24 protein-coding genes, 1 tRNA gene and 1 pseudogene are annotated in these 24,853 nt (G+C 33.2%); 16 read left to right on the top strand and 10 right to left on the bottom strand.

Features of this window, described 5'->3' with window-relative positions:
* The first annotated feature begins 57 nt into the window (after positions 1-57).
* On the top strand, positions 58-1,545 hold the full coding sequence (locus QLS97_RS10535; protein WP_282716551.1) for an aminotransferase class V-fold PLP-dependent enzyme: 1,488 nt from the start codon (positions 58-60) through the stop codon (positions 1,543-1,545).
* A gap of 80 nt (positions 1,546-1,625) precedes the next feature.
* Here the strand turns inward: QLS97_RS10535 and QLS97_RS10530 are convergent, their stop codons facing one another.
* Complete coding sequence (locus QLS97_RS10530) at positions 1,626-2,495, bottom strand: lysophospholipid acyltransferase family protein (protein ID WP_282716549.1); 870 nt, start codon at positions 2,493-2,495, stop codon at positions 1,626-1,628.
* A gap of 115 nt (positions 2,496-2,610) precedes the next feature.
* Here QLS97_RS10530 and QLS97_RS10525 point away from each other — a divergent pair, with 115 nt between their 5' ends.
* Positions 2,611-3,249, top strand: a complete 639-nt coding sequence (locus tag QLS97_RS10525) for a rhomboid family intramembrane serine protease (RefSeq protein WP_282716547.1) — start codon at positions 2,611-2,613, stop codon at positions 3,247-3,249.
* Positions 3,250-3,299: 50 nt separating this feature from the next.
* Positions 3,300-3,989, top strand: a complete 690-nt coding sequence (locus QLS97_RS10520; RefSeq protein ID WP_282716546.1) for an SIMPL domain-containing protein — start codon at positions 3,300-3,302, stop codon at positions 3,987-3,989.
* Positions 3,990-4,131: 142 nt separating this feature from the next.
* Here QLS97_RS10520 and QLS97_RS10515 read toward each other — a convergent pair.
* The 5 genes and pseudogenes from QLS97_RS10515 to QLS97_RS10495 form a co-directional block, all read right to left on the bottom strand.
* A tRNA-Tyr gene (locus QLS97_RS10515) sits at positions 4,132-4,212 on the bottom strand.
* A gap of 175 nt (positions 4,213-4,387) precedes the next feature.
* Positions 4,388-4,774: pseudogene (locus tag QLS97_RS10510) on the bottom strand (TlpA family protein disulfide reductase); the annotation flags it as partial.
* Positions 4,775-4,792: 18 nt separating this feature from the next.
* Positions 4,793-5,560 carry a DUF4369 domain-containing protein gene (locus QLS97_RS10505; protein WP_282716545.1) on the bottom strand — a complete coding sequence of 256 codons (768 nt, stop codon included), beginning with the start codon at positions 5,558-5,560 and terminating at the stop codon, positions 4,793-4,795.
* A 304-nt stretch (positions 5,561-5,864) separates the two neighbouring features.
* The gene (locus tag QLS97_RS10500; RefSeq protein WP_196851061.1) at positions 5,865-6,305 is read right to left on the bottom strand and encodes a KTSC domain-containing protein; all 441 of its coding nucleotides are present in this window, start codon (positions 6,303-6,305) and stop codon (positions 5,865-5,867) included.
* A gap of 175 nt (positions 6,306-6,480) precedes the next feature.
* Entirely contained in the window at positions 6,481-6,726 is a 246-nt protein-coding gene (locus QLS97_RS10495) for a hypothetical protein (RefSeq protein ID WP_035672083.1), read from the bottom strand.
* Between the two features lie 91 nt (positions 6,727-6,817).
* Between QLS97_RS10495 and QLS97_RS10490 the strand changes: the two genes are divergently transcribed.
* The gene (locus QLS97_RS10490) at positions 6,818-7,363 is read left to right on the top strand and encodes a hypothetical protein (RefSeq protein WP_282716533.1); all 546 of its coding nucleotides are present in this window, start codon (positions 6,818-6,820) and stop codon (positions 7,361-7,363) included.
* 32 nt (positions 7,364-7,395) lie between these two features.
* On the opposite strand, the gene QLS97_RS10485 is transcribed toward QLS97_RS10490, so the two are convergent.
* Together QLS97_RS10485 and QLS97_RS10480 are read right to left on the bottom strand one after the other, a co-directional pair.
* Positions 7,396-7,803 carry a response regulator gene (locus tag QLS97_RS10485; protein ID WP_282716531.1) on the bottom strand — a complete coding sequence of 136 codons (408 nt, stop codon included), beginning with the start codon at positions 7,801-7,803 and terminating at the stop codon, positions 7,396-7,398.
* Positions 7,800-10,640, bottom strand: coding sequence for a PAS domain S-box protein (locus tag QLS97_RS10480; RefSeq protein ID WP_282716529.1), 2,841 nt, complete (start codon positions 10,638-10,640; stop codon positions 7,800-7,802). The genes QLS97_RS10485 and QLS97_RS10480 overlap by 4 nt, the downstream gene beginning before the upstream one ends.
* Positions 10,641-11,002: 362 nt before the next feature.
* On the opposite strand from QLS97_RS10480, the gene QLS97_RS10475 reads away from it, so the two are divergent.
* The 6 genes from QLS97_RS10475 to QLS97_RS10450 all read left to right on the top strand — a co-directional run bounded on the left by QLS97_RS10475 (position 11,003) and on the right by QLS97_RS10450 (position 15,297).
* The gene (locus QLS97_RS10475; RefSeq protein WP_282716528.1) at positions 11,003-11,155 is read left to right on the top strand and encodes a hypothetical protein; all 153 of its coding nucleotides are present in this window, start codon (positions 11,003-11,005) and stop codon (positions 11,153-11,155) included.
* Between the two features lie 2 nt (positions 11,156-11,157).
* Positions 11,158-11,388 (top strand): hypothetical protein, encoded by a 231-nt coding sequence (locus QLS97_RS10470; protein ID WP_282716526.1) that lies wholly within the window; start codon positions 11,158-11,160, stop codon positions 11,386-11,388.
* Positions 11,389-11,417: 29 nt separating this feature from the next.
* On the top strand, positions 11,418-11,801 hold the full coding sequence (locus QLS97_RS10465; protein WP_282716525.1) for a YchJ family protein: 384 nt from the start codon (positions 11,418-11,420) through the stop codon (positions 11,799-11,801).
* Between the two features lie 107 nt (positions 11,802-11,908).
* Complete coding sequence (locus QLS97_RS10460) at positions 11,909-13,027, top strand: vWA domain-containing protein (RefSeq protein WP_282716523.1); 1,119 nt, start codon at positions 11,909-11,911, stop codon at positions 13,025-13,027.
* A 41-nt stretch (positions 13,028-13,068) separates the two neighbouring features.
* Positions 13,069-14,532: an AAA family ATPase gene (locus tag QLS97_RS10455; protein WP_282717213.1), complete on the top strand. Its 1,464-nt coding sequence runs from the start codon at positions 13,069-13,071 to the stop codon at positions 14,530-14,532.
* A 171-nt stretch (positions 14,533-14,703) separates the two neighbouring features.
* Positions 14,704-15,297 carry a 2OG-Fe(II) oxygenase gene (locus QLS97_RS10450; RefSeq protein ID WP_282716521.1) on the top strand — a complete coding sequence of 198 codons (594 nt, stop codon included), beginning with the start codon at positions 14,704-14,706 and terminating at the stop codon, positions 15,295-15,297.
* A gap of 3 nt (positions 15,298-15,300) precedes the next feature.
* Here the strand turns inward: QLS97_RS10450 and QLS97_RS10445 are convergent, their stop codons facing one another.
* Complete coding sequence (locus QLS97_RS10445; protein WP_282716520.1) at positions 15,301-15,861, bottom strand: 2'-5' RNA ligase family protein; 561 nt, start codon at positions 15,859-15,861, stop codon at positions 15,301-15,303.
* Between the two features lie 134 nt (positions 15,862-15,995).
* Complete coding sequence (locus QLS97_RS10440) at positions 15,996-17,138, bottom strand: saccharopine dehydrogenase family protein (RefSeq protein ID WP_282716518.1); 1,143 nt, start codon at positions 17,136-17,138, stop codon at positions 15,996-15,998.
* A gap of 768 nt (positions 17,139-17,906) precedes the next feature.
* Between QLS97_RS10440 and QLS97_RS10435 the strand changes: the two genes are divergently transcribed.
* The 6 genes from QLS97_RS10435 to catC all read left to right on the top strand — a co-directional run bounded on the left by QLS97_RS10435 (position 17,907) and on the right by catC (position 24,845).
* Positions 17,907-19,271: an MFS transporter gene (locus tag QLS97_RS10435; RefSeq protein ID WP_282716516.1), complete on the top strand. Its 1,365-nt coding sequence runs from the start codon at positions 17,907-17,909 to the stop codon at positions 19,269-19,271.
* A gap of 60 nt (positions 19,272-19,331) precedes the next feature.
* A complete protein-coding gene (locus QLS97_RS10430; RefSeq protein ID WP_282716515.1) occupies positions 19,332-20,642 on the top strand; it encodes a DcaP family trimeric outer membrane transporter in 1,311 nt (436 codons plus the stop codon).
* A 62-nt stretch (positions 20,643-20,704) separates the two neighbouring features.
* Positions 20,705-22,090 (top strand): MFS transporter, encoded by a 1,386-nt coding sequence (locus QLS97_RS10425; protein WP_282716513.1) that lies wholly within the window; start codon positions 20,705-20,707, stop codon positions 22,088-22,090.
* Between the two features lie 116 nt (positions 22,091-22,206).
* A complete protein-coding gene (locus tag QLS97_RS10420) occupies positions 22,207-23,085 on the top strand; it encodes an AraC family transcriptional regulator (RefSeq protein WP_282716512.1) in 879 nt (292 codons plus the stop codon).
* A 351-nt stretch (positions 23,086-23,436) separates the two neighbouring features.
* Positions 23,437-24,558, top strand: a complete 1,122-nt coding sequence (locus tag QLS97_RS10415; protein ID WP_282716510.1) for a muconate/chloromuconate family cycloisomerase — start codon at positions 23,437-23,439, stop codon at positions 24,556-24,558.
* An 11-nt stretch (positions 24,559-24,569) separates the two neighbouring features.
* Complete coding sequence (catC, locus tag QLS97_RS10410) at positions 24,570-24,845, top strand: muconolactone Delta-isomerase (protein ID WP_282716509.1); 276 nt, start codon at positions 24,570-24,572, stop codon at positions 24,843-24,845.
* Positions 24,846-24,853: the final 8 nt, after the last annotated feature.

Below are 24,853 nucleotides of genomic sequence, written 5' to 3'. Positions count from 1 at the left end.
ATTTGAAAAAGACTATTTAGTAAAAATCAATATCTTTGAACTCAAATTAGACATACAATGATTACCAAAGAAGCGCCAACACAATTAGAGCAATACTTTCAGCAGTTTCGCAATAACATAATCGGAATAGATCAAGGGTTTGAATCTCCTTACGGTCATAAACAAATTATTTACACGGATTGGACAGCCAGTGGTCGTTTGTATCGTCCTATTGAAGAAAAATTAATGAATCAATTTGGTCCTTTTGTGGCCAATACCCATACTGAAACTACAGTTTCTGGTACTGCAATGACTAAAGCGTATCATCAGGCGCGTCACATTATTAAACATCATGTGAATGCAAGTGCTGACGATGTTTTAATTACCGATGGTACTGGAATGACCGGAGTTGTCAATAAATTTCAACGAATCTTAGGCTTAAAAGTACCCGAAAACTTAAAAAATTTCATCACTATTCCAGCCGAAAAGAAACCAATTGTTTTTATTTCGCACATGGAACACCATTCTAATCAAACTTCTTGGCTAGAAACTATTGCCGATGTTGAGGTTATTCCTTCTTCTGAAGACGGATTGTTCAGCATAGAAAATCTGGAATTATTATTGGAAAAATATAAAGAAAGACCTTTTAAAATTGCTTCGATTACATCGTGTTCAAATGTTACGGGAATTAGAACTCCGTATCATGAAGTGGCAAAAATAATGCATCAAAACAACGGACTTTGTTTCGTAGACTTTGCTTGTTCAGGTCCTTATGTAAAAATTGATATGCATCCTGAAGATTCCGAAAGTTATTTGGATGCCATTTTCTTTTCACCGCATAAATTCCTTGGCGGACCCGGGACTTGTGGCGTTTTGGTTTTTAATAAAAAATTATATCAAAATTTAGTTCCTGATAATCCGGGTGGAGGAACGGTAAGTTGGACGAATCCTTGGGGAGAACATAAATACATTGATAATATTGAAGATAGGGAAGATGGAGGTACTCCGGGTTTTCTTCAGGTAATTAAAACAGCATTGGCGATTCAGTTGAAAGAGCAAATGGGAATTGAAAATATCTTGAAAAGAGAGCACGAAATAGTGGATTATATTTTCTCAGAATTAGGAACTATTTCCAATATTAAAATTCTTGCCGGACAGCATCATGATAGGTTAGGAGTGATTTCTTTCTTTGTGGAAGATTTGCATTTTAACTTAGGCGTGAAATTACTGAATGATAAATTCGGAATTCAAACTCGTGGGGGTTGCAGTTGTGCTGGAACTTACGGTCACTTTTTGTTGCACGTAGATCAAGAAACATCCCATAAATTAATTGATGAAATTAGTCTTGGAGATTTAATCAGAAAACCGGGTTGGATTAGAATGTCTATCCATCCTACAACTACAAATGCTGAAATTGAATTTGTTTGTAATGGAATAAAAGCATTGGCTGAAAACCATAAAACTTGGGCTTTGGATTATGATTATAATTCAACTACCAATGAGTTTATAAATAAGAATGCACAACCTTTAGAAGATGAATTGGTAAAAAACTGGTTCTCTTTATAAGAGTTGCCGTTTTAAGAAACTAAAAAAATCACATATTATAAACAATAGCGTTTATAATATGTGATTTTTTTTACTGAACACTATCTTTTGTGTTTCCATCTTTTATGCGTCCAGAAATAATATTCAGGAGCTTCCATAATTTGTTTTTCTACTTCTCGTAAAAAGGTATTGGTAATTTCAAAATCAGGAATTGATCTGGGATTATCTGTAATGGGTACAAAGGTAGCTTCATAAAAACCTCTTTTTACTTTTTTTACTTTTACAAAAAGAACATTCAAATCATATTTTTTGGCTAGCATTTCGGCACCGGTATGAACAGGAACTTCAACGCCCATGAATTTATCCCAATGAAAAGCTCTGTTTAATTTTGGAGATTGATCACTAGCTAATCCATACATACTAAGAATTCCATTTTTTTGGTTTTCTGCCATCAATGGAATCGCTTTTTTAGTTTCCACTAGCTCAGCATTGTATTTGGATCGGATGTCTCGTATTAGTTTATCAAAGTATTTATTGGCAATTTTTTTATAAACACCTATCCCTTTAAATTTTGTTTTCTGGTTAATAGACAATAACCACTCCCAACTCGCGTAATGAGAGGCTAATAAAACAGTGCTCTTGCCTTTGTTTTCATACTCTTTTACCAATTCGATATTGGTAACAACAAATCTTTTATTCATTTCATCCGCTGAAATTGTCATCGTTTTTATCATTTCTAAAAACATATCGCACAAATGGTGGTATGATTTTTTCTCGATTACAAGACGCTCCTTGTCACTAAGATGAGGTAATGCCAAAGCTAAATTTTCCTTTACAGTTTTTTTGCGGTAGCCAATGATATAATAAACAATTAGATAAATGAAGTCAGAAAACCAATAGAAAATCCGGAATGGAAGAATGGAAATAACCCATAAAAACGGAAAAGTTAAGATAAAAACAAGAAATTGCATGCCGTTATTTTTCTTGCAAATATAAGCCAAAAATATAGACTGATATAAATTTTGACAGCTTACTGTATCGGTATTTGAGAATGACTATCTTTACAATTCACAATAAATATACTTTATGAATACCGTTTTAATAGCAATAATTGTAGTAAATGTTTTAATTAGTTACAAAGGGTTTAATGACCTTTCTTTTTTTAGAAAATATGAATTCCATGTTGGAAGTATTCGTTCAGGAGAACAAATTAGGATGTTATCCTCTGGTTTTCTGCATGCTGACATGACCCATTTGATTTTTAACATGTTGACACTTTGGTTTTTTGCGCCGGTAGTGATTAGTTATTTGGGTGATTTTTCCTTTATATTGGTTTATTTCGGAAGTTTAATTTTTGGAAGTTTGTTGACAATGGTTTTTCATAAAAATGATTATGGATACAGAGCTGTAGGAGCATCTGGAGCGGTAACGGGGGTTTTATATTCGGCAATATTATTGCAGCCAGACATGATGTTGGGAATCTTTTTTGTTATTCCAATGCCTGCGTACATTTTTGGAATCCTTTATTTGTTGTATTCTATTTATGGTATGAAGGCTAAGAATGATAACATTGGTCATACGGCCCATTTTGGAGGTGCTGTAGGAGGTTATTTGATTACTTTACTAAAAGAGCCTAATTTATTAGTAGATCATACTTTGATGGTGATATTATTGGCTATTCCAATAGTCATTCTTTTCGTGATGGAAAAAATGGGGAAACTATAATGGCATAACTTTTGAAAAGGAATTAGTACAAACAATTAAATTATATAAAAATGAAAAAAGCACTATTGATTCTGTCTGTTCTATTTATTTCAATGTCTTATGGACAAGAAGTTAAACAAGTTCCTCAAATAAATGTAAGCGGAGAAGGAAAAGTAAAGGTTATTCCGGATCAAGCTACTATAGCAGTAACTGTCGAAACAAAAGGGAATAATGCCAAAGATGTAAAAAAACAAAATGATGAAAAGATAGAGGCTGTTCTAAAGTTTATAAAAAAAATGAACTTGGCGCCGGCAGATTATAAAATGCAGCGTGTTTCATTGAATCCACAATACGATTATGAAAAAAAGAAACACAGTTATAATGCCACTCAAACAATCGAAATTCTATTGAGAGATTTATCAAAATATGATGAATTGATGGAAGGGTTAGTAGACCAAGGAATTAATAGAATTGATAATGTTACTTTTCAATCTTCAAAATTAGCCCAATATCAATCTGAAGCTAGAAAATTAGCGATGAAGGATGCAAAATTGAAAGCCGAAGATTATGTTTCCGTATTAGGACAAAAAGTAGGGCGTGCCATGACCATATCTGATAATTCACAAACGTATTTTCCACAGCCAATGTATTCAGCAATGAAAACTATGGAAATGAGTGATGCTAGTGCTCCAAGACAAACGTTAGCAGTAGGAGAAATCAATATTACGGCTAATGTGACAGTGAGTTTTATTTTAGAATAAAGAAGCTGAAAATTATATTTTAAAAATCCTATCTCAGATAAAATGAGATGGGATTTTTTTTTAAATCAACTATATCCTAAATGTAATAAAAGTATCAATTAGGGTAAATAAAAAAACTCTTCAATTACTTGAAGAGTTTTTGTGGGGAGAGCAGGATTCGAACCTGCGAAGTTTACACAGCAGATTTACAGTCTACTCTCGTTGGCCGCTTGAGTATCTCCCCGAAGCCTTTGAGTACAACACTTATTTGTTGTAAGCGGTTGCAAATATAGAAACAGTTTTGGTTTCTGCAAACTAATTTTACACTTAATTTTACTATTATTTTTAATGCATTGGTATTGAATAAAATAAAAAAATCTCCACTAGGGAGATTTTTTATTTTATAGGTATAAATGCAATTATTTTGCTAGAAGTTCAATAACTTTTGCTCTAAGCGCATCACCTCTTAAATCTTTTGCGACTACATTTCCTGACGCATCCAGAATAAAAGTAGCCGGTATTGATTCTACTTTATATTGAGCAGCTATTGGTTCGTCCCAAAATTTTAAATTTGAAACATGATTCCAAGTTAGCTTATCTTTTGCAATAGCATCTTTCCAAGCTTTGGCATCCTTATCTAAAGATACGCCAATTATGTTAAGACCTTTGCTGTGTAACTCTTTGTAAATTGCTACAACATTTGGATTTTCTTGTCTACAAGGTCCACACCATGAAGCCCAAAAATCAACGATTGTAACCTTTCCTAAATTTTCTTTCAGAGAAATTGTTTTCCCTTGAGGATTAGGACCAGAAAAATCTGTTCTTCATTTACCTTCAGCAGCTGGTGCTGGCGCAACTGGAGCAGCTCCTACAGCTGGCATTTTCAATTCAGCAAGTTTAGCTTTGATAGCAATACCCGGTTTTGTTTTTTTCAATGACTCTTCTAAGCTGTTGTATAATTTTTCAGATTTTGCAACATCAGCAGTTGGATCATTTAACATACCTTGGATAATCAAAGCAGAAATGAATGCTTTAGGATGTGTTTCAGCATAAGTTACGTATTTAGCTTTTGAAGCTACACCAACTTCTTCTTGAATTTTAGAAAATTCTTGCATCAACTTATTGATAACAACTGTATCTTTAGTTTGTTGAGCAGTTTCCATAGCTTTCATGTTCTTGTTTTGGAAATCCATAAGTTTCTTTTGAACTTTAGTGATTTCTTCGTTGAATGCTACGTATTCGTCATTATTATAAGTTCCCGAAACTTTAGATTTTTGGATACTGTCTTTGTTAATGGCGATAGTTACTTCTGCATTTTCTAATATGAAAGGTATTTTAACTTGTGCTCCTTCTAATTGAATCGTGTAAAAAGCAGGTTCAGTGATTGTTCCTTTCATTTCAAATTTACCGTTTTCAACTTTCACAGTATCTTTAGCAATCAATCCCATGTTAGCATCTTGCGTTTCCAAGATAATTGTTTTACCATTTTCAATTCCTGTTGCAGTCCCTGAAATGATGTATTCATCTTTGCCAACTTTGCTACAAGAAATTAAAACAACAGCAGCCGAAAGTAATAAAATTATTTTTTTCATTATTAATTTAGTTAATTAAGTTAAGGTTGCAAAAGTATTTAAAAAATATAAAATACAAATTATTTTGCAACCTAAATTTTTGTTATAATTTTTCATTCTTAATTAGGGTGTATTGTGTATTTTATTTATGTGTATTTTTTAAATTAAACAATCGTTTTTTTATTTTTAAATTTTGATTAAAAATTTACGATTTAGTATTGTAATCATTTGTTTTAAAAATAGTTAGAAAAAATAATGTGAAGTTATAAAATAAAAAAAGCATCCGGATAAAGGATGCTTAGATATTTTTTTGATTTTGTAAAAACTAGTCTTGGTTGATTGTTTTTCTCCAAGTAAAAGAATTTAAGATATGTCTTTTTGCAAATCTTCCAGGAGAATCAGCATTTACCATTTTTACATAAGTTGCTTTAGGCACACTAATGTATTCGTAAACACTACCATTTGAAAAATTAATAATCAATCTTCCTTCAACAAACTTATAGTCTGAAATTGTAGCAGTTGCTATAGTTTCAGTATATTCAGGTAAGTTTTGTTTAAGAGTTTCAGGATTGATGCTTACCAAAAAATGATATGCTTCAATGATTTTTTTACTATTTTCTTCTGCAGCTTTCAATCCAGCTTCATCGCCCTGAAATTTGTCAGGATGCGCTTCTTTCATCGCGTTACGATAAATCGTTTTCAAATCTTTCAGCTCTGCAGTTTTATCTACATTTAGCAGTTTGCGGTATTCAACTATTTTTTTCATAAATAAGGTAACTACTTGTCTTTTACTATTAAATCAATGTAATTTGATTTCAAAATCGACAAATTTTTTGCAAAGGTACACTTTTTTTTAAATTTTTAGTTTCTGACAAAAAAATATTCAAAAAAAATAATTTGGATTCTATTTTTTTTCTTAAAAAAGGTAAGATTAAAAAATATTATTGTTGTGGTTTATTATTGGCTTTATCGAAGTTCTTTGATTTTTTTGGATATTTATTATAACTGATATCGCTTGGATTTTCAATTATAGATTTTATTGTAATCCAATCACCAACAGTATGTTTTTGGGCCATTTTATAGTCTAAAAGATATTCACCACAAAAAAAGTTGTTGTTCTCGTCTTTTTCCATAATTCCGGTGTAAACACCTTTTTGTAACATTCTTTCTTCAGAAGCTTTGGTCATAATCAATTTATTTAAAATAATTCTAGTTGGCAAAGTTAATCAAATATTACTTGTCTTGTTCTATTTTAGACTTTCTGATTACCTTTGTTTAATGGAAAAAATATTTCGTCCCAACCCTAATTCCTTCAAAAATACTTTTTGTATTTTTCATGAGGAGTCTTTGGACAGTATAAATGGATTAGAACTTCAATATGACAGCAAATCAGGGAGTAAATATTATTATACTAAACTAGGAATGTATCGATTGTCGAATCATTGGGGACGATTGGCTAACAGTAAATGGCGTTTAGAGCCATTGGAACCGGAAACAGATTCTAAAATAAAATTAGGTTTTGCACCTTGGATTAATTTTTATCCGGATAATGCTCACGAGGAATTATATTATTTAGAAGCTAATTATCTGAAGAAAACGGTTAATTATCAACATAAAAAGAATCCAAATTATGATAATAAAGCCATCCTTAGAACCAGTTTTGAAACTATAAAAAGAATCAAGCAAGTTCGAAATTTATTTAATCTGACTTCATGGGCAAACTATTTTGATTATGATGATTTAGATGTTTTGAGAAAAAAAATCATAGATGAATTAATCTTTACCAATAAATCATTGGAAGAAATTAAAAGAGAATTCAAATAAATCTAAAAGATGATTTTTGTTTGAATTCTCTTTTAATCATTCGAAGCAATCAATTCTAAATCATTCATAGTAACTGGTTTAGATAAATAACCTAATATATCTGAATACGTTTTTGATTTATTTTTGTCCTCAGTGGCAATAGAAGAACTTACAATATATACGTTGATGTTTTTGCTGAATTTAGATTTTAGCAGTCCCATTTTTTCCATAAATTCCCATCCATCCATAATTGGCATATTAATATCCAACAGGATTATGTCTGGAATTATGTCATTATTATCCAGTCTGTTATTTACGGTATCATGTAAAGTATCTATTGCTTCTTTTCCATTTTTGAAAGAAGTAATGGTTGAAAACATTTCAGATCTTTGAATAATTTTATTGACGATGATTTGATAAATTGCATCATCATCGATTACCCAGATTGCTTTTTTTGTCATTGGATATAGATTTTAAATGTTGTTCCTATATTGGGTTCACTCTCAACAGTGATATTTCCGCCCATGGCATCAATTTGATTTTTTGTAATAAATAATCCAATTCCTTTTGAATCAGCATTATTAGTGAATGTTTTATACATTCCAAAAATTTTATCAGCGTTCTTAACAAGGTCAATCCCAACCCCATTGTCTGAAATCTGAAGAATTTTGTTTTCGTCATCATTTATCCACTTAATTATGATTATTGGTTTACGTTCCGGATGACTGTATCTGATGGAGTTCGAAATGATGTTGTAAAGAATACTTTCAAGGTATGCCGGATTATAATTTATCATCACATCATCAGGCATTATAGTGGAAATAGAAACATCTTTTGAGTTTATTTGTTCAGAAAGAACACTTTGAACAGTTTCTAAATATTGCTGCAAGTTTAATGATTCTGACACCAGACCAATATTGGTCCTTATATTGATGACTTCGTTTAAGTGAATCATTGTTTCGTTTAATGAATTCGAAACCGATTTTAATAATTGGATCATTTCATCTTTCTCTTCCTCAGATTCAGAAGATTCTATTAAAGACATAATAGATGCGATGTTACTGGTATGTGATCTTAAATTGTGTGAAACTATATAGGAAAAGTTAAGTAGCCTTTTGTTTTGTTCAGTCACTAAATTGAAAGAGTCATTTAAGTCTTTCTCAGCTTCTTTGGTTGTTGTGATATCGATCATTATGCCACGTAAACTTAAAGCTTGGTCATTTTCGGAAATTACATTTACAATATCTCTTAACCAGACAACAGCTCCATTTTTAGCTATCATTCTATACTCAAAATCATGATTTAAATTTTCCTTTGTTTTCAAAGTACAATAATCGATCGTCCATTGTCTATCTTCCGGATGAATGTGATCTGACCAAAAAGTTTTACTTGCCAACCATTCTTGGGAAGTATATCCCAATATTTTTTCTGCTTTTTGACTGATAAAATTAAAAGCAAAAGTTTTAGCATCACATTCCCAAACGATTCCATCAATAGTATTAATTAAGGATTCAATTCTTTGTTGTGATTGAAGAATTATATTTTCGGAGATTTTTCGTTCCGTGATATCTTCAGTGGAAACAATAATTCTTTCCAGTGATTTTTCATAACCCCGAATTACATTCCACCTTAAATTTACGTCTCGGTATTCACCTTCTTTATTTTTTATTTTAGTATCAACAATTAATTGTTTTTCACCTTGCGTTATGGCAATTAGTTGTTTTGTGAAATCGGGAATTGAGCTGGTATCGATTATTTGTGAAAGATCAGAAATTAATTCTTCTTTAGTTTTAACTTTATGAAGGTGCAGGCACATTGTATTAACATCAATAATTTTTACTAAAGCAATACATTCATGAACTACATCAGGATGCATTTTTAAATATAGAGAAACGGTCTCTGGAGTTTCATTGATAAGATTTAATTTTTGAAGATACTTTTTAACTTCAGAGAAATCTTCTTCCCATAAAGGAATAGGAGAATCTTCGAATAGACTTTGGAATCGGGTTTCGCTTTTTTTAATTAATTTTTGAACCTCTTTTTTTAATGAAATATCTTCAACAATAGAGATATGGGTTGTCACTTTTTTGTCTTTTTTAAAGAGTGGTGATACAGTAAGATTTATCCAGATAATTGCACCAGCTTTTGTGTAATATCTTTTTTCCATAGAATACGCTGTGATTTTTCCATCCCTAAGTTTTTCTAAATTCATTAAATCTTCTTCTAAATCTTCAGGGTGCGTTATCGATTGAAAATTTCGCTCTTTCATTTCTTGTTGTGAATACCCTAATAATTTACAATATTGATTATTGATCTCTATAAAATTGCCTGTAAATGAATCTATGTGAGCTATTCCTACAGCTGCCTGGTCAAAAATTGCCTCAAATTTTATCTCAGAATTTAAAAGTTTTGTTGCTTGTATATTTACTAAAGACTGTAGCTCTCCAGGAATTTTTAACAAAGTGTAGATAAGAACACCAAAAAGCGCCGCTAAAATCAGTCCTATAATTCCTGGAATCAGAATCTGTGCGTAAAAATAATTTTGATATTTTGATATTAGATATAATTTCCAATCACCATCAGGGATTGTTCTAAAGATATTGTATTTTTTAGAAAAATCACTTTTATTGGGTAAGTAAAAAGTTTCCTTTTTGGTAGTTGTATTTTCCTTTGAAAACTGAAAATAATATTTTGAATCATCAACAGTATTGATTCCGGAAGATTTTAATAAATTATCTAATTTAATAATAACAGCTGAAAATCCCCAAAATTTATTATTGCGAAAAACAGGGAATCTTCCTACTATTCCCATTCCGCCTTGTTTTAGTTTTAAAGGACCTGCAAAATACATTTTTTGGGATGTAACGGACTTTAAAGCTTCCCTTTTTAAATGAGGAGCCTTCAAAATATTTAAATCTAAAGCAGCTTCATTCCCTTTTAATGGATAGATATACTTAATCACTCCATTTGGAACCAATTGAACGGCACTGATACTATTGTTTGATTCCATCAGCTTTTTACCTACATAATCAAAGTTTTCGGGAACACCTTGATCATTGATGGTTAATGCTAATGTTAATGTGGTTGTGTAACAATTTTTAAGCGATTGCTCTAAATTTTGATTGACAATTCGCAGTATACTATTCATTTCTCGTTGCTCATCTTCCTTTATTAGCTGATATTGCTGAGAGACAATAAATCCTGCAATATAACTAAGGAATAAGAAAGTGATGAAACCCGTTGTTTTCGGTTTGCTCAAGAACCAACTGATAAATTTAGGGTATTTTTTATTGTCCATTTGTGCCATTTGGAAGGATTGAGAAAACTCAATTTTTTATTAAATAAATGTATATAAAAATAACATAACTGCATAATATTTTAGAATTATAGTTAAATTATTAATTTTTAGCCTGTTAAAATATTTTATATGATTAATCATATTCATTGAAGCCTCAATAATTATATAAAAACTAAAATTTGTAAAAAAAAGTATAAAAACGTGTTGAAAAAAATAGAAATAATCAGGGTAAATACGGTTGAGAATTAAATCGACTATTTTTAAAATGTTAAACTCTCCAATTAAAAATAATTTAAATTTGAATAAATAACCCGAACTTTGCAGGAGTTCTCAAATAAGGTAGTTGATTAAAAATAAATGACATGGGTAGAAATAACGAAAGGAATATTAAAAAGCACAACGACAAGTTGCACAAAGCTCAGGATAAAGTAAAACAAGCTGAAATACTGCGTAAAGAAAAATTAAAACAAATTACCCAAAAGTTTAACGAGAGTAAGGATTTAGAAAATAATTAAAGATGGAAAACAATAAATTTACGGATCTAAAAAAAGGTGTTCAGGAAATAATTGATTTGATTGCCAGTAAGAATGGTAAAGAGGCAAATAATAAATTAGTTGAAGTTAGCGAAGATTTAGATGAATTGCTTGACTTTGCAGAAGAAGATGACGATCTAGTCGAAATTAGTAAGTATCAAGTATTATTGAATCAATTGCAACAAAAAATAATTGCATTAGACGGACAATTGTAATGTGTAGACTTCAATAGTTTTTATATAAAATGACAAAAATAAAATGCCATTGTGGTTCTCAAAAAAACTTTAATGAATGTTGCGAACCATTTATTAAAGGAACTGAAAATCCAGCAACAGCCTTAGAATTAATGCGTTCCCGTTATTCAGCTTATGTGACTCATTCCGCGGAATATTTATTGGCAACAACCCATATTTCAGAGAGAAAATACTATTCGAAATCTGAAATTCTAGATTGGGCGACTTCAAATCAATGGCTTAAATTAGAAATTGTAACCGCTACAGAGAATACTGTAGAGTTCAAAGCCTATTTTTTAGACAATAAACTTCAAAAACAAATTCATCATGAACGATCTACTTTCAAACTCGAAAATGGAAGTTGGTTTTACGTCGATGGACAATTTTTTAATTAGCTTATCTTCGGATTAAGGACTTCCTTTTTATCCTTTCAATGTTTTTAACTAAAAATTAGTAAACGTTTGTATAGACAACATTTTAAAATGATGTAATTTTAAAGTCTATGAAAAATGACAATAAAAAAGGATTTTATTTCAAGCAATATGAAGCGCCATTTCAGTCTCCGTTTGATAAGCTCTTTGGTATTTTCAAAGAATTAATTACACATACTTCAGGAGATTTTGATGAAGCAATCGATTGGTTGCGAGAATTAGATAAAGAATATAAACTCACCGATGAACACTATACAATCGATGATTTTATAGAAGATTTAAAGAAAAAAGGCTACATCCGCGATGAACTCAAGGACGATGGAACTTCAGGAATTGGAATTACTGCCAAAACAGAACGCGCCATTCGACAACAAGCTTTAGACAATATTTTTGGTAATCTAAAACGTTCCGGAAGCGGGAATCACAAAACCAAACATTCCGGAAATGGAGATGAACATACCGGGGAATTTCGGGAATTTCATTTTGGTGACGGACTCGAACGAATCTCTTTGACCGAAAGCTTGCGCAACGCCCAAATCAATAATGGTGTTGATGCTTTTATGCTGACCGAAAATGATTTGGTTGTTGAAGAAACACAGTATAAATCCCAAATGAGTACGGTTTTGATGATTGACATCAGCCACAGTATGATTTTGTATGGTGAAGACCGAATTACACCAGCTAAAAAAGTAGCAATGGCTCTTGCTGAATTGATTACGACACGTTACCCAAAAGATACTTTAGATATTCTGGTTTTTGGAAATGATGCCTGGACGATTGCAATCCGGGATTTGCCGTATCTAAAAGTCGGGCCTTTTCATACCAATACGGTTGCAGGTTTACAATTAGCCATGGATATTCTGCGCAGAAAACGAAATACCAACAAACAAATTTTCATGATAACCGATGGAAAACCAAGTTGTGTTCGGGAAAAAGACGGTTCCTATTATATGAACAGTAATGGTCTCGATGAATATATTGTTGATAAATGCTACAACCAGGCACAACAGGCTCGAAAATTACATATTCCAATAACCACTTTTATGATTGCCAATGATCCGTATTTACAGCAATTTGTCAATCGTTTTACCGAAGCCAATCAAGGAAAAGCATTTTACACTGGATTAAAAGGTTTGGGCGAAATGATTTTTGAAGATTATGAAACCAATCGTAAGAAGAGAATAAAATAAAAGGATTAGAGAAAAGAAACAAGATGAAAGACAATTCACACATGAAAATAGGAAATATAAAAACACTAGGAGAATTAAAAAAATCAGGTTACGAAAGCAAAAGCATTAAAGATGAGTTGCGTTCTAATCTTAGAGAAAAAATTAAATCGGGAAAGCCAACATTTGAGGGGGTTCATGGTTTTGAAAATACCGTAATTCCTGAATTGGAACGAGCAATTTTATCTAGACATAATATTAATTTATTAGGTCTTCGTGGTCAAGCCAAAACCAGATTAGCGCGTAAAATGATCGAATTGTTAGATGAATACATTCCGTTTGTGACTGGTTCAGAAATTAATGACGATCCTTTGCAACCGATTTCCCGTTTTGCCAAAGACATCATTGAAACTAAAGGCGACGAAACTCCAATTTCATGGTTGCACAGAAGCGACCGTTTTTTCGAAAAACTGGCCACACCAGATGTTACCGTTGCTGATTTGATTGGAGATGTCGATCCAATAAAAGCAGCCAATCTAAAACTTTCCTATGCAGATGATCGCGTGATACATTTTGGGATGATTCCAAGAGCGAATCGTTGTATTTTTGTTATTAACGAATTACCTGATTTACAAGCGAGAATTCAAGTAGCATTGTTTAATATTCTACAGGAAGGCGATATTCAAATTCGTGGATTTAAGTTGCGAATGCCACTCGATATGCAATTTGTTTTCACGGCAAACCCAGAGGATTATACGAATCGTGGCAGTATTGTAACACCATTAAAAGATAGAATTGGTTCTCAAATCTTGACGCATTACCCGGAAACCATTAAAATTGCTAGAACCATTACAGAACAGGAAGCAAAATTGGATACAGCACAAAGCGATATGGTTTATGTGCCTTCTTTGGCAAGGGATTTATTAGAACAAATCAGTTTTGAAGCAAGAGAAAGCGAATATATTGATAATAAAAGTGGTGTGAGTGCCAGATTGAGTATTACCGCATTAGAGAATTTATTAAGTACAGCAGAAAGAAGGGCATTGAAGTCTGGAGAAGATAAAACAACTTTACGTCTTTCCGATTTTATGGGAATTATTCCAGCAATTACCGGAAAAGTCGAATTAGTTTATGAAGGAGAGCAGGAGGGAGCTGCTGCTGTGGCGCAGCATTTACTAGGTGATGCAATTCATACTTTCTTTCCGGCTTATTTTCCAAAAATTGAAAAACTGGAAAAACAAGACGAGAAAACGCCTTATACGGATATCATTGAATGGTTTTTTGCCGAAAGTGGTTTCGAATTATTAGATGATTGTTCCGATGGAGAATATGAAAGAATCCTGGGAAGTATTGTGCCTCTTGAAGTTTTAATCAAGAAATACCAACCGCAACTGGAAAAAGAAGATAAATTTTTCATGAAAGAATTTATTCTTTGGGGATTGGTAGAATACAAAAAACTGAGCAAAGACCGATTCTCTGAGGGTTATCAGTTCAAGGATATTTACGGTAGCTTTATCAGTAAATTATAAATAACAAAAAGGGTTTAGATTGATTTCTAAACCCTTTTTTCTTGTTGATTATTGCAATAAAAATGGGGAATTATAAATTAATAATTTTATTTATTTTATAATCAGTCTCTAACGGTTTTTATTAGTCTACCTTGTCCCGTTGGCTGTCTAAGCAGTCAACAAAAAACTGACATGGAAAATAGCTTTGAGGCTTTGATTGCTACTTATATTGAAAATAAGGTAGGCATATCCGAACATTTTTTGAGTACCGATTTGGCCAATAATCTAAAACAAAATTTGATTTCTTTGAATCAAAAAAGCCTTTTGATGGAAGCTGGAATTGGTAACTCAGAGAAAGTTTCTTATGATGGCGCGATACGAAGCGATTCCATTTATTGGTTGGATAAAAAACACAACAATGCATTCGAAAATGAATTCTTTGCTCAAATAGAAGCATTTATTCTTTATCTGAATCAAAGTTGTTATACCGGAATAACAGGTTATGAATTTCATTATTCGCTGTATGAATCGGGTGATTTTTATCTAAAACATTTGGATCAGTTCAAAAATAATCCCAGTCGAAAATACTCCATGATTAGTTATTTAAACAGCAATTGGCAAGAAAGTGACGGTGGCGAATTACTCATTCATCAATTGGATAATAATCAGAAAATTTCGCCCACTCAGGGTAAAACTGTTTTCTTCAAGAGTGATGAATTAGTTCACGAGGTTTTGGTAACCCAAAATACCAGAATGAGCATTACCGGATGGCTGAAGAGTGATTAATTCCTAAAAAAGGGTTCCCTGTATGCCTTCTGTTTTTGGATTGTTGTTGAATTTAAAGGAATCAGTTACAACAAACTGTTTTATAGTATCATCAAATTTTCGCAAAACTATACTGTCACACAAAAAAGCTACGTCTATTGAAGCAAATAAAGCTTTAGCTCTTTCGAGATTTTCCGGAGTTAATCTTCGTGCAATAGAAAGATGCGGATCATTACTTTTTTTCATATTTTGAATATGAAGCGATTCATGAATTCGTTTCATTATGGGTTTTAAACGGTTTTTAGAATCCTCGTTTGGCGAAATAAAAAAAGCTCCATTGGGATAGGAACCAAATTTATTTAAACAAATTTCTACAGGTTCCAATGTATCACATAATTTACTCAATTGATTTTTAATGATTTCAATTTGTTTAGCACTCGCTTCGAATTCACAAATGGTAATATGTCCTGTCGAATTTTTACTGTGAAACCAATCCACTTCCTGCGCTAATTGATCTTTCATCGACTTAACTAAAGCAATAATTGCCTCCGAAGGATATATCGCAACAGAATATTGTTTTTCCATAGGTTCTATTTATGCTTTATGCTGGCAGTTTGAAGTTTAGTAAGTCTAAACTTAGTTTGAATTGCTAAGTATATTACGAATCTTGGGCTTTGAGAGGAGTAACTTTAATACTCAAGATATTATTAATACCGTGTTTATATTTTCCCGTAAACGTTTAATATATAATTCCCATTTAAAAATTGTATTGGATCAATTTGGCTTTGTAATACAACTCCGCTAAGCGGTGTTTCGAGTAATAGTTGAGCTGCTTGTGCCAGTGGTGCTGCGGTAGTTGTTTGGATAGCTCTTAATTGATGTTTTCCCACTTTTTGAGGAAGTATACATTTTGCAATCTCTCGTCTGCGCAAAATACCTGTAGCATCTTTTCCTTCTACAGCTGCATATAAAATAATTTTGTCGTCTTCAATGTGAGGGATAATGGCTTCCATTTTTTCTTGTAAGCCTTTAATTGCGTCAGTTGTATGTTCTAAATTAGCAACTTGCTCTTGTATCCAAGTATAATGCCCAGGATGACGTAAGGTTTTGTAATCAAGGGAACGCACCTTTCCTAATAATGCGTCAGGCAAATCTGCTGCACCGCCTGAAGTAAGATCCTCTTCATAAGCAATACCATCAATAATAATAGTCGTTCTTTCTGACAGTGATGGTAGAGTCGTTTTTTTAAAATCCCTTAATACTATAGTTTCTTCCAGATATTCTGTAGCTACACCCACAGGGCTCCAGGTAAATCCGTAATAATGTGGAGCAACTGCATGATTGGTCAATGCTCCAACTTTAAATTCCAGTTTATCTACTTTATCTACTTCAAAATCTATGCAAAACTGTTGAAAAAGTCCATTGGCGAGTAAATCAATATACCCTGGAGCTAAACCCGTTTGAAGTATAAAACCCGTTTTGGCTTCTTTTGCCAATGTTATTATTTCTTCAGTCTCTACAACATATTCTGTAAGATTTGCGTAATGCAGATTGAAATCTTTAGCAAACTGGGCTATTCTGGGTGCTTGGCTACCCGGTAGGCAATCTAAAATGATATCTCCTTGAAGCAATATTGCTTTCATTTCATCTGTTAATCCATTTTCAGCAAGATGAAAATCTTGAATAAATCCTGATTTCGTAGTTCCTTCTTGAATCCAATGGGCTACTTTTTTTGCTTTTGAATGGGTTCTGTCACCAATAAAAAGAGTAGGAGCAACTTCGCTCCATTCCATCAGTAATAAACCAACAGCTTCTGCGATTCCACCGGCTCCTGCAATAATAATAGTGTGATGCTTTTTCATATTTTAAAGATACTATTTTTTATTGGTTGAGCATTTGAGTTGTGTAGTAATTTGATTGTTATGGAATGCAGGTTCTCTGTCAAGGATAGTAAAGAAAAGCCCGCAAAGGAAGAAGGCTTTTTATAAAACAAACCCTAAAACAGCGACCATAGGAAGCTCGTTTTAGGGTTTGTTTTATGGACTGATTCCTGTGGACTTGTATTGAATAGCCTGCCCGGACAGTATCCATAAAAATCAATATACCAGTTGGGTATACTTAAATTATTAATCATTCTGTCAAAAATAAATTTATTTGCATTCAGTAGTAAGACTATACTTATAAGTCTGATTTACAAACTTCTATTTTAGTATCAGTTTCTATGAAACAGTTGATTTGTCCTGTTTTTGATTTAAAAGAACAATTTTTCATCTCGAATAATTTTAATATTTGCATATCAATATAAAAAAGAGTTAATAATTATGTTTTGTGTAATTAAAATTTGTTTTTATTAATGATAATATCATAAATAATATAAATGTGTTGCAAAATAAGTATTGTGTTTAGTCAATAAATTTTTGATGATTAGCAATTGGGTTATTCTTAAAATGACAAACGGCATCCAAAAATGATGCATTAAATATAATGGACGAATCCAAAATAAACTTGGCAAGAATCCAATTAAATCATACAAATTTTTATATGGAAAAATTTGTAAAAACAGGCTTAACCATAATAACAGCCTAGTATTTATAATGCCTAATTAACCAATAACCAATAACTAAAAAAAAATGCGAAAAATAGATATTCATAATTTAATCGATAACGCCAAGTTTAATCGATTTCACTGGACCGTATTGTTCTGGTGTTCCTTAATCATCATTTTTGATGGGTACGACCTTGTTATTTATGGCGTAGTGTTACCATTACTTATGGAAAAGTGGAATTTATCACCTCTTGAAGCAGGAACTTTGGGGAGTTACGCGCTCTTTGGGATGATGTTTGGCGCTTTGATATTTGGGACGCTTTCGGATCGAATTGGACGAAAAAAAGCAATCATCATGTGCGTGTCCATTTTCAGTGGATTCACTTTTATAAATGGATTTGTAGAAACTCCTTTGCAATTTGGGATTTGTCGCTTTATTGCCGGATTAGGAATTGGGGGAGTGATGCCCAATGTTGTGGCTTTAATGACCGAATATTCGCCAAAGAAAATCAGAAGCACGCTGGTAACACTCATGTTTAGCGGCTATTCAGTAGGAGGAATGCTTTCGGCTGGATTAGGAATCTTTTTGATACCAAATTTCGGATGGCAATCGGTTTTTTATGTTGGATTATTGCCAATACTTTTATTGCCCTTGATTATTAAATTTTTACCGGATTCTGTAGGCTTTTTGGCAAAACAAAAAAGAACTGAAGAGGCAAAAAAAATACTTTCTCTTATTGAGCCAACGTATCTTCCTGCCACAGGGGATGTTTTGGATTCTGGAGAAGCGAAAGCTGCCGGAGCGAGTGTTTCCCAACTTTTTAAACATAACAGAACAACGAGTACCATCATGTTTTGGATTGCTTTTTTCACGTGTCTTTTGATGGTTTACGGTCTGAATTCCTGGTTGCCAAAATTAATGAACAAAGCAGGATATGAGTTAGGATCTAGTCTTACCTTTTTGTTAGTGCTGAATTTTGGAGCGATGATAGGAGCAATAGGTGGCGGATGGCTTGGCGATAAATTTAATTTAAAAACCGTTTTGATTTCCTTTTTTGCCGTTGCTGCAATTTCATTAAGCTTGCTTGGTTTCAAAAATTCAACGCTGGTATTATACATTTTAATTGCAATAGCGGGGGCAACAACTATTGGAACCCAAATACTTTGTTATGCTTATGTGGCGCAATTTTATCCTATAAACATTAGATCTTCCGGTATTGGCTGGGCATCAGGAGTAGGTAGAACAGGTGCTATTTTAGGACCAATTTTAGGAGGCGCTTTATTGAGTTTGGGATTGCCTTTTGAATTGAATTTTGTTGCATTTGCTGTTCCCGGAGCTATAGGCGCTTTGGCCGTTTGTTTTATCAATGTAAAACACAGTCATGACAGTAAAGTGGCATTTCAAAAAGAGGAATCAATTCAATTAGATCCTATTGTAGCTGACGAATAGCCTTAAAACAGGAGTGTTTATCAGCCGTAATTTAGGATTTTTAAAATAAAATATACAGAAATGAAGTTAAAAAAAATAGTTGCAGTAACTGGTTTGTTACTCACGGCAGTGCTACTTAATGCGCAGGAAACCATTAAAAAAAAGGACAGTATAGTTGCTGTCAAACCGGAAAAAAAAGAACCACTTTTTGAGGTTAAATTTTCTGGTTTTATTCGACATGATGCGGTGTTTGATTCCCGTCAGACTGTTGATGTAAGAGAAGCTGCAGTGGTGCTTTGGGGAAAAGATGTTGACTTTGATGCCAATGGGAAAGATAGAAACTCCGCTTCTAAGTTTCAAATGCTGAATGTACTATCCAGAGCGGGAGTCAAAGTGAATGCACCCGATGTTTTAGGCGCAAAAACTGCCGGATTCCTTGAAGGTGATTTTTTTGGTAATGCCGAAGGTGGAATCAATGAATTTCGTTTGAGACATGCCTATATTACATTGGACTGGAAAAAAAGCCAGTTGGGAATAGGACAATTTTGGCATCCGCTGACCATTCCGGAAATGTTTCCCGGGGTAGTTAATTTCAGTGGAGGTGCGCCTTACATGCCGTACAACAGAAATCCTCAGATTCGGTTTACCCAAAAGTTGAATACTCATTTTAATCTGATGATAGCTGCCGTTTCACAAAGGGATTTTACTTCGAATACGGCACCCTACAGAAACAGTTCACTTCCTTCGGGACATGTTCAGGTAAATTATAAAAGTAAAAATGTTCTCGTAGGTTTAGCAGGGCATTTTGAGCAAATTCGTCCCAAAACAGGTTCTGGATTGACCAATGATTTTTCAAATGAAAGAGTCAACAGTGTTTCCGTTATGGCGTATGGCCGTTTTGAAACGAAACCCATGACTATAAAAGCAGAAGCAATGTATGGCGAAAACGCCACTTCATTCATTATGCTTGGAGGCTATGTAGGATATACACCCACTTCAGGTCCGGGTTTAGAAACCTATTCGACTATGGCAACACAATCTTTTTGGATTGATTTAACCGGAAAAACTAAAAAAATAATTCCTGGATTCTTTGCTGGCTTTAGCCAAAATGATGGTGCTACTAATCCAATTTCTGGAAAAGCAGTAGCTTATGGATTTTCAAACATGGTAGGAGGTATAGCGGCTTCAGGAAATACAACTACCAGAACCATTAATTATATTTATCGATTGGCACCACGAATTGAAGTGCCTATTAAAAATTTAAAATTTGGTTTGGAAGCAGAATATTCAGCTGCCGAATGGGGGAATGCGGATAATAGTGGAAGAGCGGTAAGCAATCTGAATTTGATAGGAACTTGGAGAGTTGTATTTGCTACAGTGCTAAAATTTTAATTTTTTATTAACGCGTTGGGTGTGATTCAAAAGGAATTGCATCCAACGTTTTTTTTGTGATTATGAAAGAAACCAATAAATGGCTAGCATTAATTATTGTACTTGTAGCTCCCTTACTTTCAGTAATTGATGTCTATATCGTGAATATGGCTTTGCCGGAAATCAAACAACAGTATTTGACATCAGACAGTAATACCGAATTAGTCATAAGTTCTTATCTGTTGGGATATTGTGTCTTTTTAGTTACCGGAGGAAGAGCCGGAGATTTTTTTGGTCGAAAGAAAATATTCATAATTGGGATGCTGTCTTTTACTATTACTTCTGCTTTATGTGGATATGCGGACACTATTTTCCAATTGATACTTTTTAGATTTTTTCAGGGTGTGGCCGCTGCCTTTATGATTCCTCAAACCTTGACGATAATACAAGTTACTTTTCGAGAAGCCAAAGAACGAAACTTGGCCTTTGGCTTTTTCGGAATTACATTGGGTATTGCTTCTATTTTAGGACAATTTTTAGGTGGCTATTTTGTAGCACACCATTATATTGAAGAAAGTTGGCGATTGATATTCTTGATAAATGTTCCGTTTGGTTTAGTAACCGTTGTACTTTCATTCTTCTTTTTACAGGAAACAACTCTGCACAGAGGGGGTAAATTTGACATGCTAGGGGTTTTATTATTGACCATTGCTTTGGGAAGTTTAATTTACGGACTCACTTTAGTGCCAGAGGAAGGATTTTCAATTTTAGTTTTGCTTTTGCTGTTTTTATCCGGGATTCTATTATTTATATTTTGGAAGAACCAAAAACGAAAAACCCAACAGCAAAGCAGTCCTTTGATGAACACTAATCTTTTTAAAATAAAAAGCTTCAATTTGGTTTTACTGGTAGCGTTATTTTTTTTCGGAGCACACAATTCTTATTTATTGATATGTGCGGTTCAATTCCAAAACACATTACATCTGGATCCTTATGTTGCCAGTCAGTATTTTACTTTTAATGGCATTGGTTTTTTGATGTCTTCATTTATTGCTTTAAAATTATTGCATAAATATGGAATCAAATTATTAATTATAGGTTGTTTTCTAATGATTATTTCTTTGGTTTTACAGGCTTTTACTCTTGGAGATCCGGCAAATGTGAATTATATTCCTTGGTTTCTTTTATTGTATGGATTGGGACAAGGGACACTTTTACCGTCCATTTTGAATTATGCGCTTAAAAAAATTCCAACCGATTATGCCGCATTAGCCGGAGGTGTATATTCAACCGTACAACAATTTTCATCCGCTTTTGGAATCAGTATTATTGGCAGCGTGTTTTTTTATAGTTTGAAACAAGGTTTAGATGGCTATAGCATTGCGATGAGTATGGCAATTGTTTATTTGGTTTTTGTGGCACTGTTTTTATACCGACTTTCAAAATTGAATACTGCCAATCCATCTTAGAATATCACAAAGTATTTTTCTTTTATATAAAAAATGTCAAATAGTTCTCAAACGATATAGTTGTATTTGTAGTATCTTTGAAAGGTTTCAAAATAGCTTTTGAGTTAAAATAATGCATGGGAAATAAATTATTCTTTAAAGGAATTTATGGTGATAACTCTATCGATATGGTTAGGGATATTATTCATATTACACCTATGGAAATAACCGGTAAACGCCACGAATGGTTTATAAAACCTCATGTACACAGTGACCTTTTTCAAATTTTTGTTGTAGAAAGCGGCTCTTTGGAATTAATAATTAATGGCGAAAGTCAACTTGTCGAAAGTGTTTCTTTTTTTTCTATTCCAAAGAATATCAGCCATGGTTTACGCATGAATGCCGATACTAAAGGATGGGTTATTTCACTTTATGATAAGTCATTGGAGAATATGTTAAAACTCGATACGGATATTATCAATACGATAGACGAAATTCATATTTCAAAACTGAACGAAGATGATAAAATAATCAACGACGCTTTGATAACGATTCGTAAATGTATCGAGGAATATTATTCGGAATTACCGGGAAAGCAACACGCTTTGCAGTATTTGGTAGGAATGATGCTGTTGCGTTTGTATCGGATATTTGTCACTTCATCCGCAGTTCATCTTTCCGATAACAAGAATAAAATATATTACCGACGCTTTGTTCAATTAATAAAGGAAATGAAATCTTTTAAAATAAGTGTAGAAGATTATGCTTCCCGTTTAGCAATTTCAAGCGGACATCTCAACCGAATTTGTAAAGATGTTTCCGGCTTGTCGCCAAAAGATGTAGTCATTAATTTTTTTATTGATGAAGCTAAAATTTACCTGCGCAATTTTGATATGTCAATTGCCGAAATCTCGTATGAATTAGATATCGAAGATCCCGCTTATTTTACGCGTTTGTTCAAGAAAAAAACCGAACTCACTCCCAAAGAATTCAGAAGCCAATTAGGACGTAAGTAATCACTCCATTCTTCTTTTACCACTTTAATTATTATAATGAGATAGTTGTAAATCCTATGAGTTAGGCGTTTATAATAATCTCGTTTCCAATCTTTCTGTATAAAATTGTTTTGTCCTGTTTTTTAAAGGAAATCAAATTTTTTCTTCTGTTTTTTCTATTTAAAGATATTATAAACAAATAGTTATGTTTTTTGTCTATTTGTTTGATTTGTCTCATTAATAGCAAATTAATCCAATTTTACACCCTGCTTTTAGTTCTAAATTTGTGATAATCAAACAGTAAGTAAGCGCTTAATTATTTATGAGTAAGTACTCACTTCTGTCGAATCAAACAAATTTAGATACTAAGAAATGAATAATCCTATTATTGAAAAAATCGAAGCCATTCTGGTTGATTTGCCAACAATTCGTCCGCATCATCTCTCGATGACCGTAATGAAAAAACAAACTATGGTTATCATTCGTTTGTTATGCAGTGATGGAATTGAAGGAATTGGAGAAGCGACAACAATTGGCGGATTGAGTTACGGAGAGGAATCTCCGGAAAGTATGAAACTCAATATTGATACTTATTTTGCTCCTTTATTAGTGGGGCAGGATGCGACCAATATTCACAAAGCCATGTTTTGGGTTGAAAAAAACATCAAAGGCAACCGAATTGCAAAATCCGGAATTGAAACAGCACTTCTAGATGCGCATGGAAAACGATTGGGTGTTTCTGTCGCTACATTATTAGGAGGAGCAATTACCGAAACTTTGCCTGTTTTATGGACATTGGCCAGCGGAAATACACAACAGGATATTGAAGAAGCCCAACATCTTTTGGCCATCGGAAGACACACTATTTTCAAATTAAAAATAGGTTGGCAAGCGCCGGAAATTTCAATCGCTCACGTTGCCGCTATCAAAAAAGCGTTGGGAGACCGAGCAAAAGTAACGGTAGATGTAAATCAGGCTTGGGACGAAAGTACCGCAAAAATTAGCATTGCAAAACTTCAAGAAGCAGGAATTGATTTGATTGAACAGCCCATAGTTAAAGAAAATTTTGAAGGTTTGGCTCGTTTGACCAAAATGTTTACCGTGCCGATTATGGCAGATGAAGCCTTAAACGATAGTACGGATGCTTACAAATTGGCGAAAATAAGAGGAAGCGATGTTTTTGCATTAAAAATAGGAAAATCAGGCGGATTGCATAATGTTTTAAAAGTGGCTGCCATTGCAGAAGCTGCCGATATCAGTTTGTATGGAGGAACTTTATTGGAAGGAACAATTGGTTCTGTGGCTTCGGCGCATGCTTTTAGTACGTTGAAAACAATGTCATGGGGAACGGAACTTTTCGGTCCATTATTATTAACGGATGATATTGTTAAAACCAAAGTGGAATTTTCGAATGCTTCGATGAAAATCCCACAAGGTCCGGGCTTAGGCTTGGAATTAGATTTAGAAAAACTCAACCAATATAAACGCAAATAAAAAGTAGCATTATGTTATTCCACGTAGAAATGACCGTAAAAATTCCACATGATTCCGATGTGAATTTTGTAAACGAATTAAAAGCAAAAGAAAAAGCAATGTCACAAGATTTGCAACGCAGCGGAAAATGGGTAGCCATTTGGAGAATAGTCGGGAAGTATTCGAACATCAGTATTTTCAATGTAGAAAGTCCGGTTGAACTTCATGAGATTCTGAGCAATTTACCCCTTTTTCCTTTTATGGAAATCGAAGTAAAATCATTATGCAAACATTATTCTTCCATTTAAAGAAGGAG

It is taken from the genome of Flavobacterium yafengii (genome assembly GCF_030010375.1).
GTDB classification, from domain to species: domain Bacteria; phylum Bacteroidota; class Bacteroidia; order Flavobacteriales; family Flavobacteriaceae; genus Flavobacterium; species Flavobacterium yafengii.
This window is presented reverse-complemented; position numbering and strand designations above follow the sequence as displayed.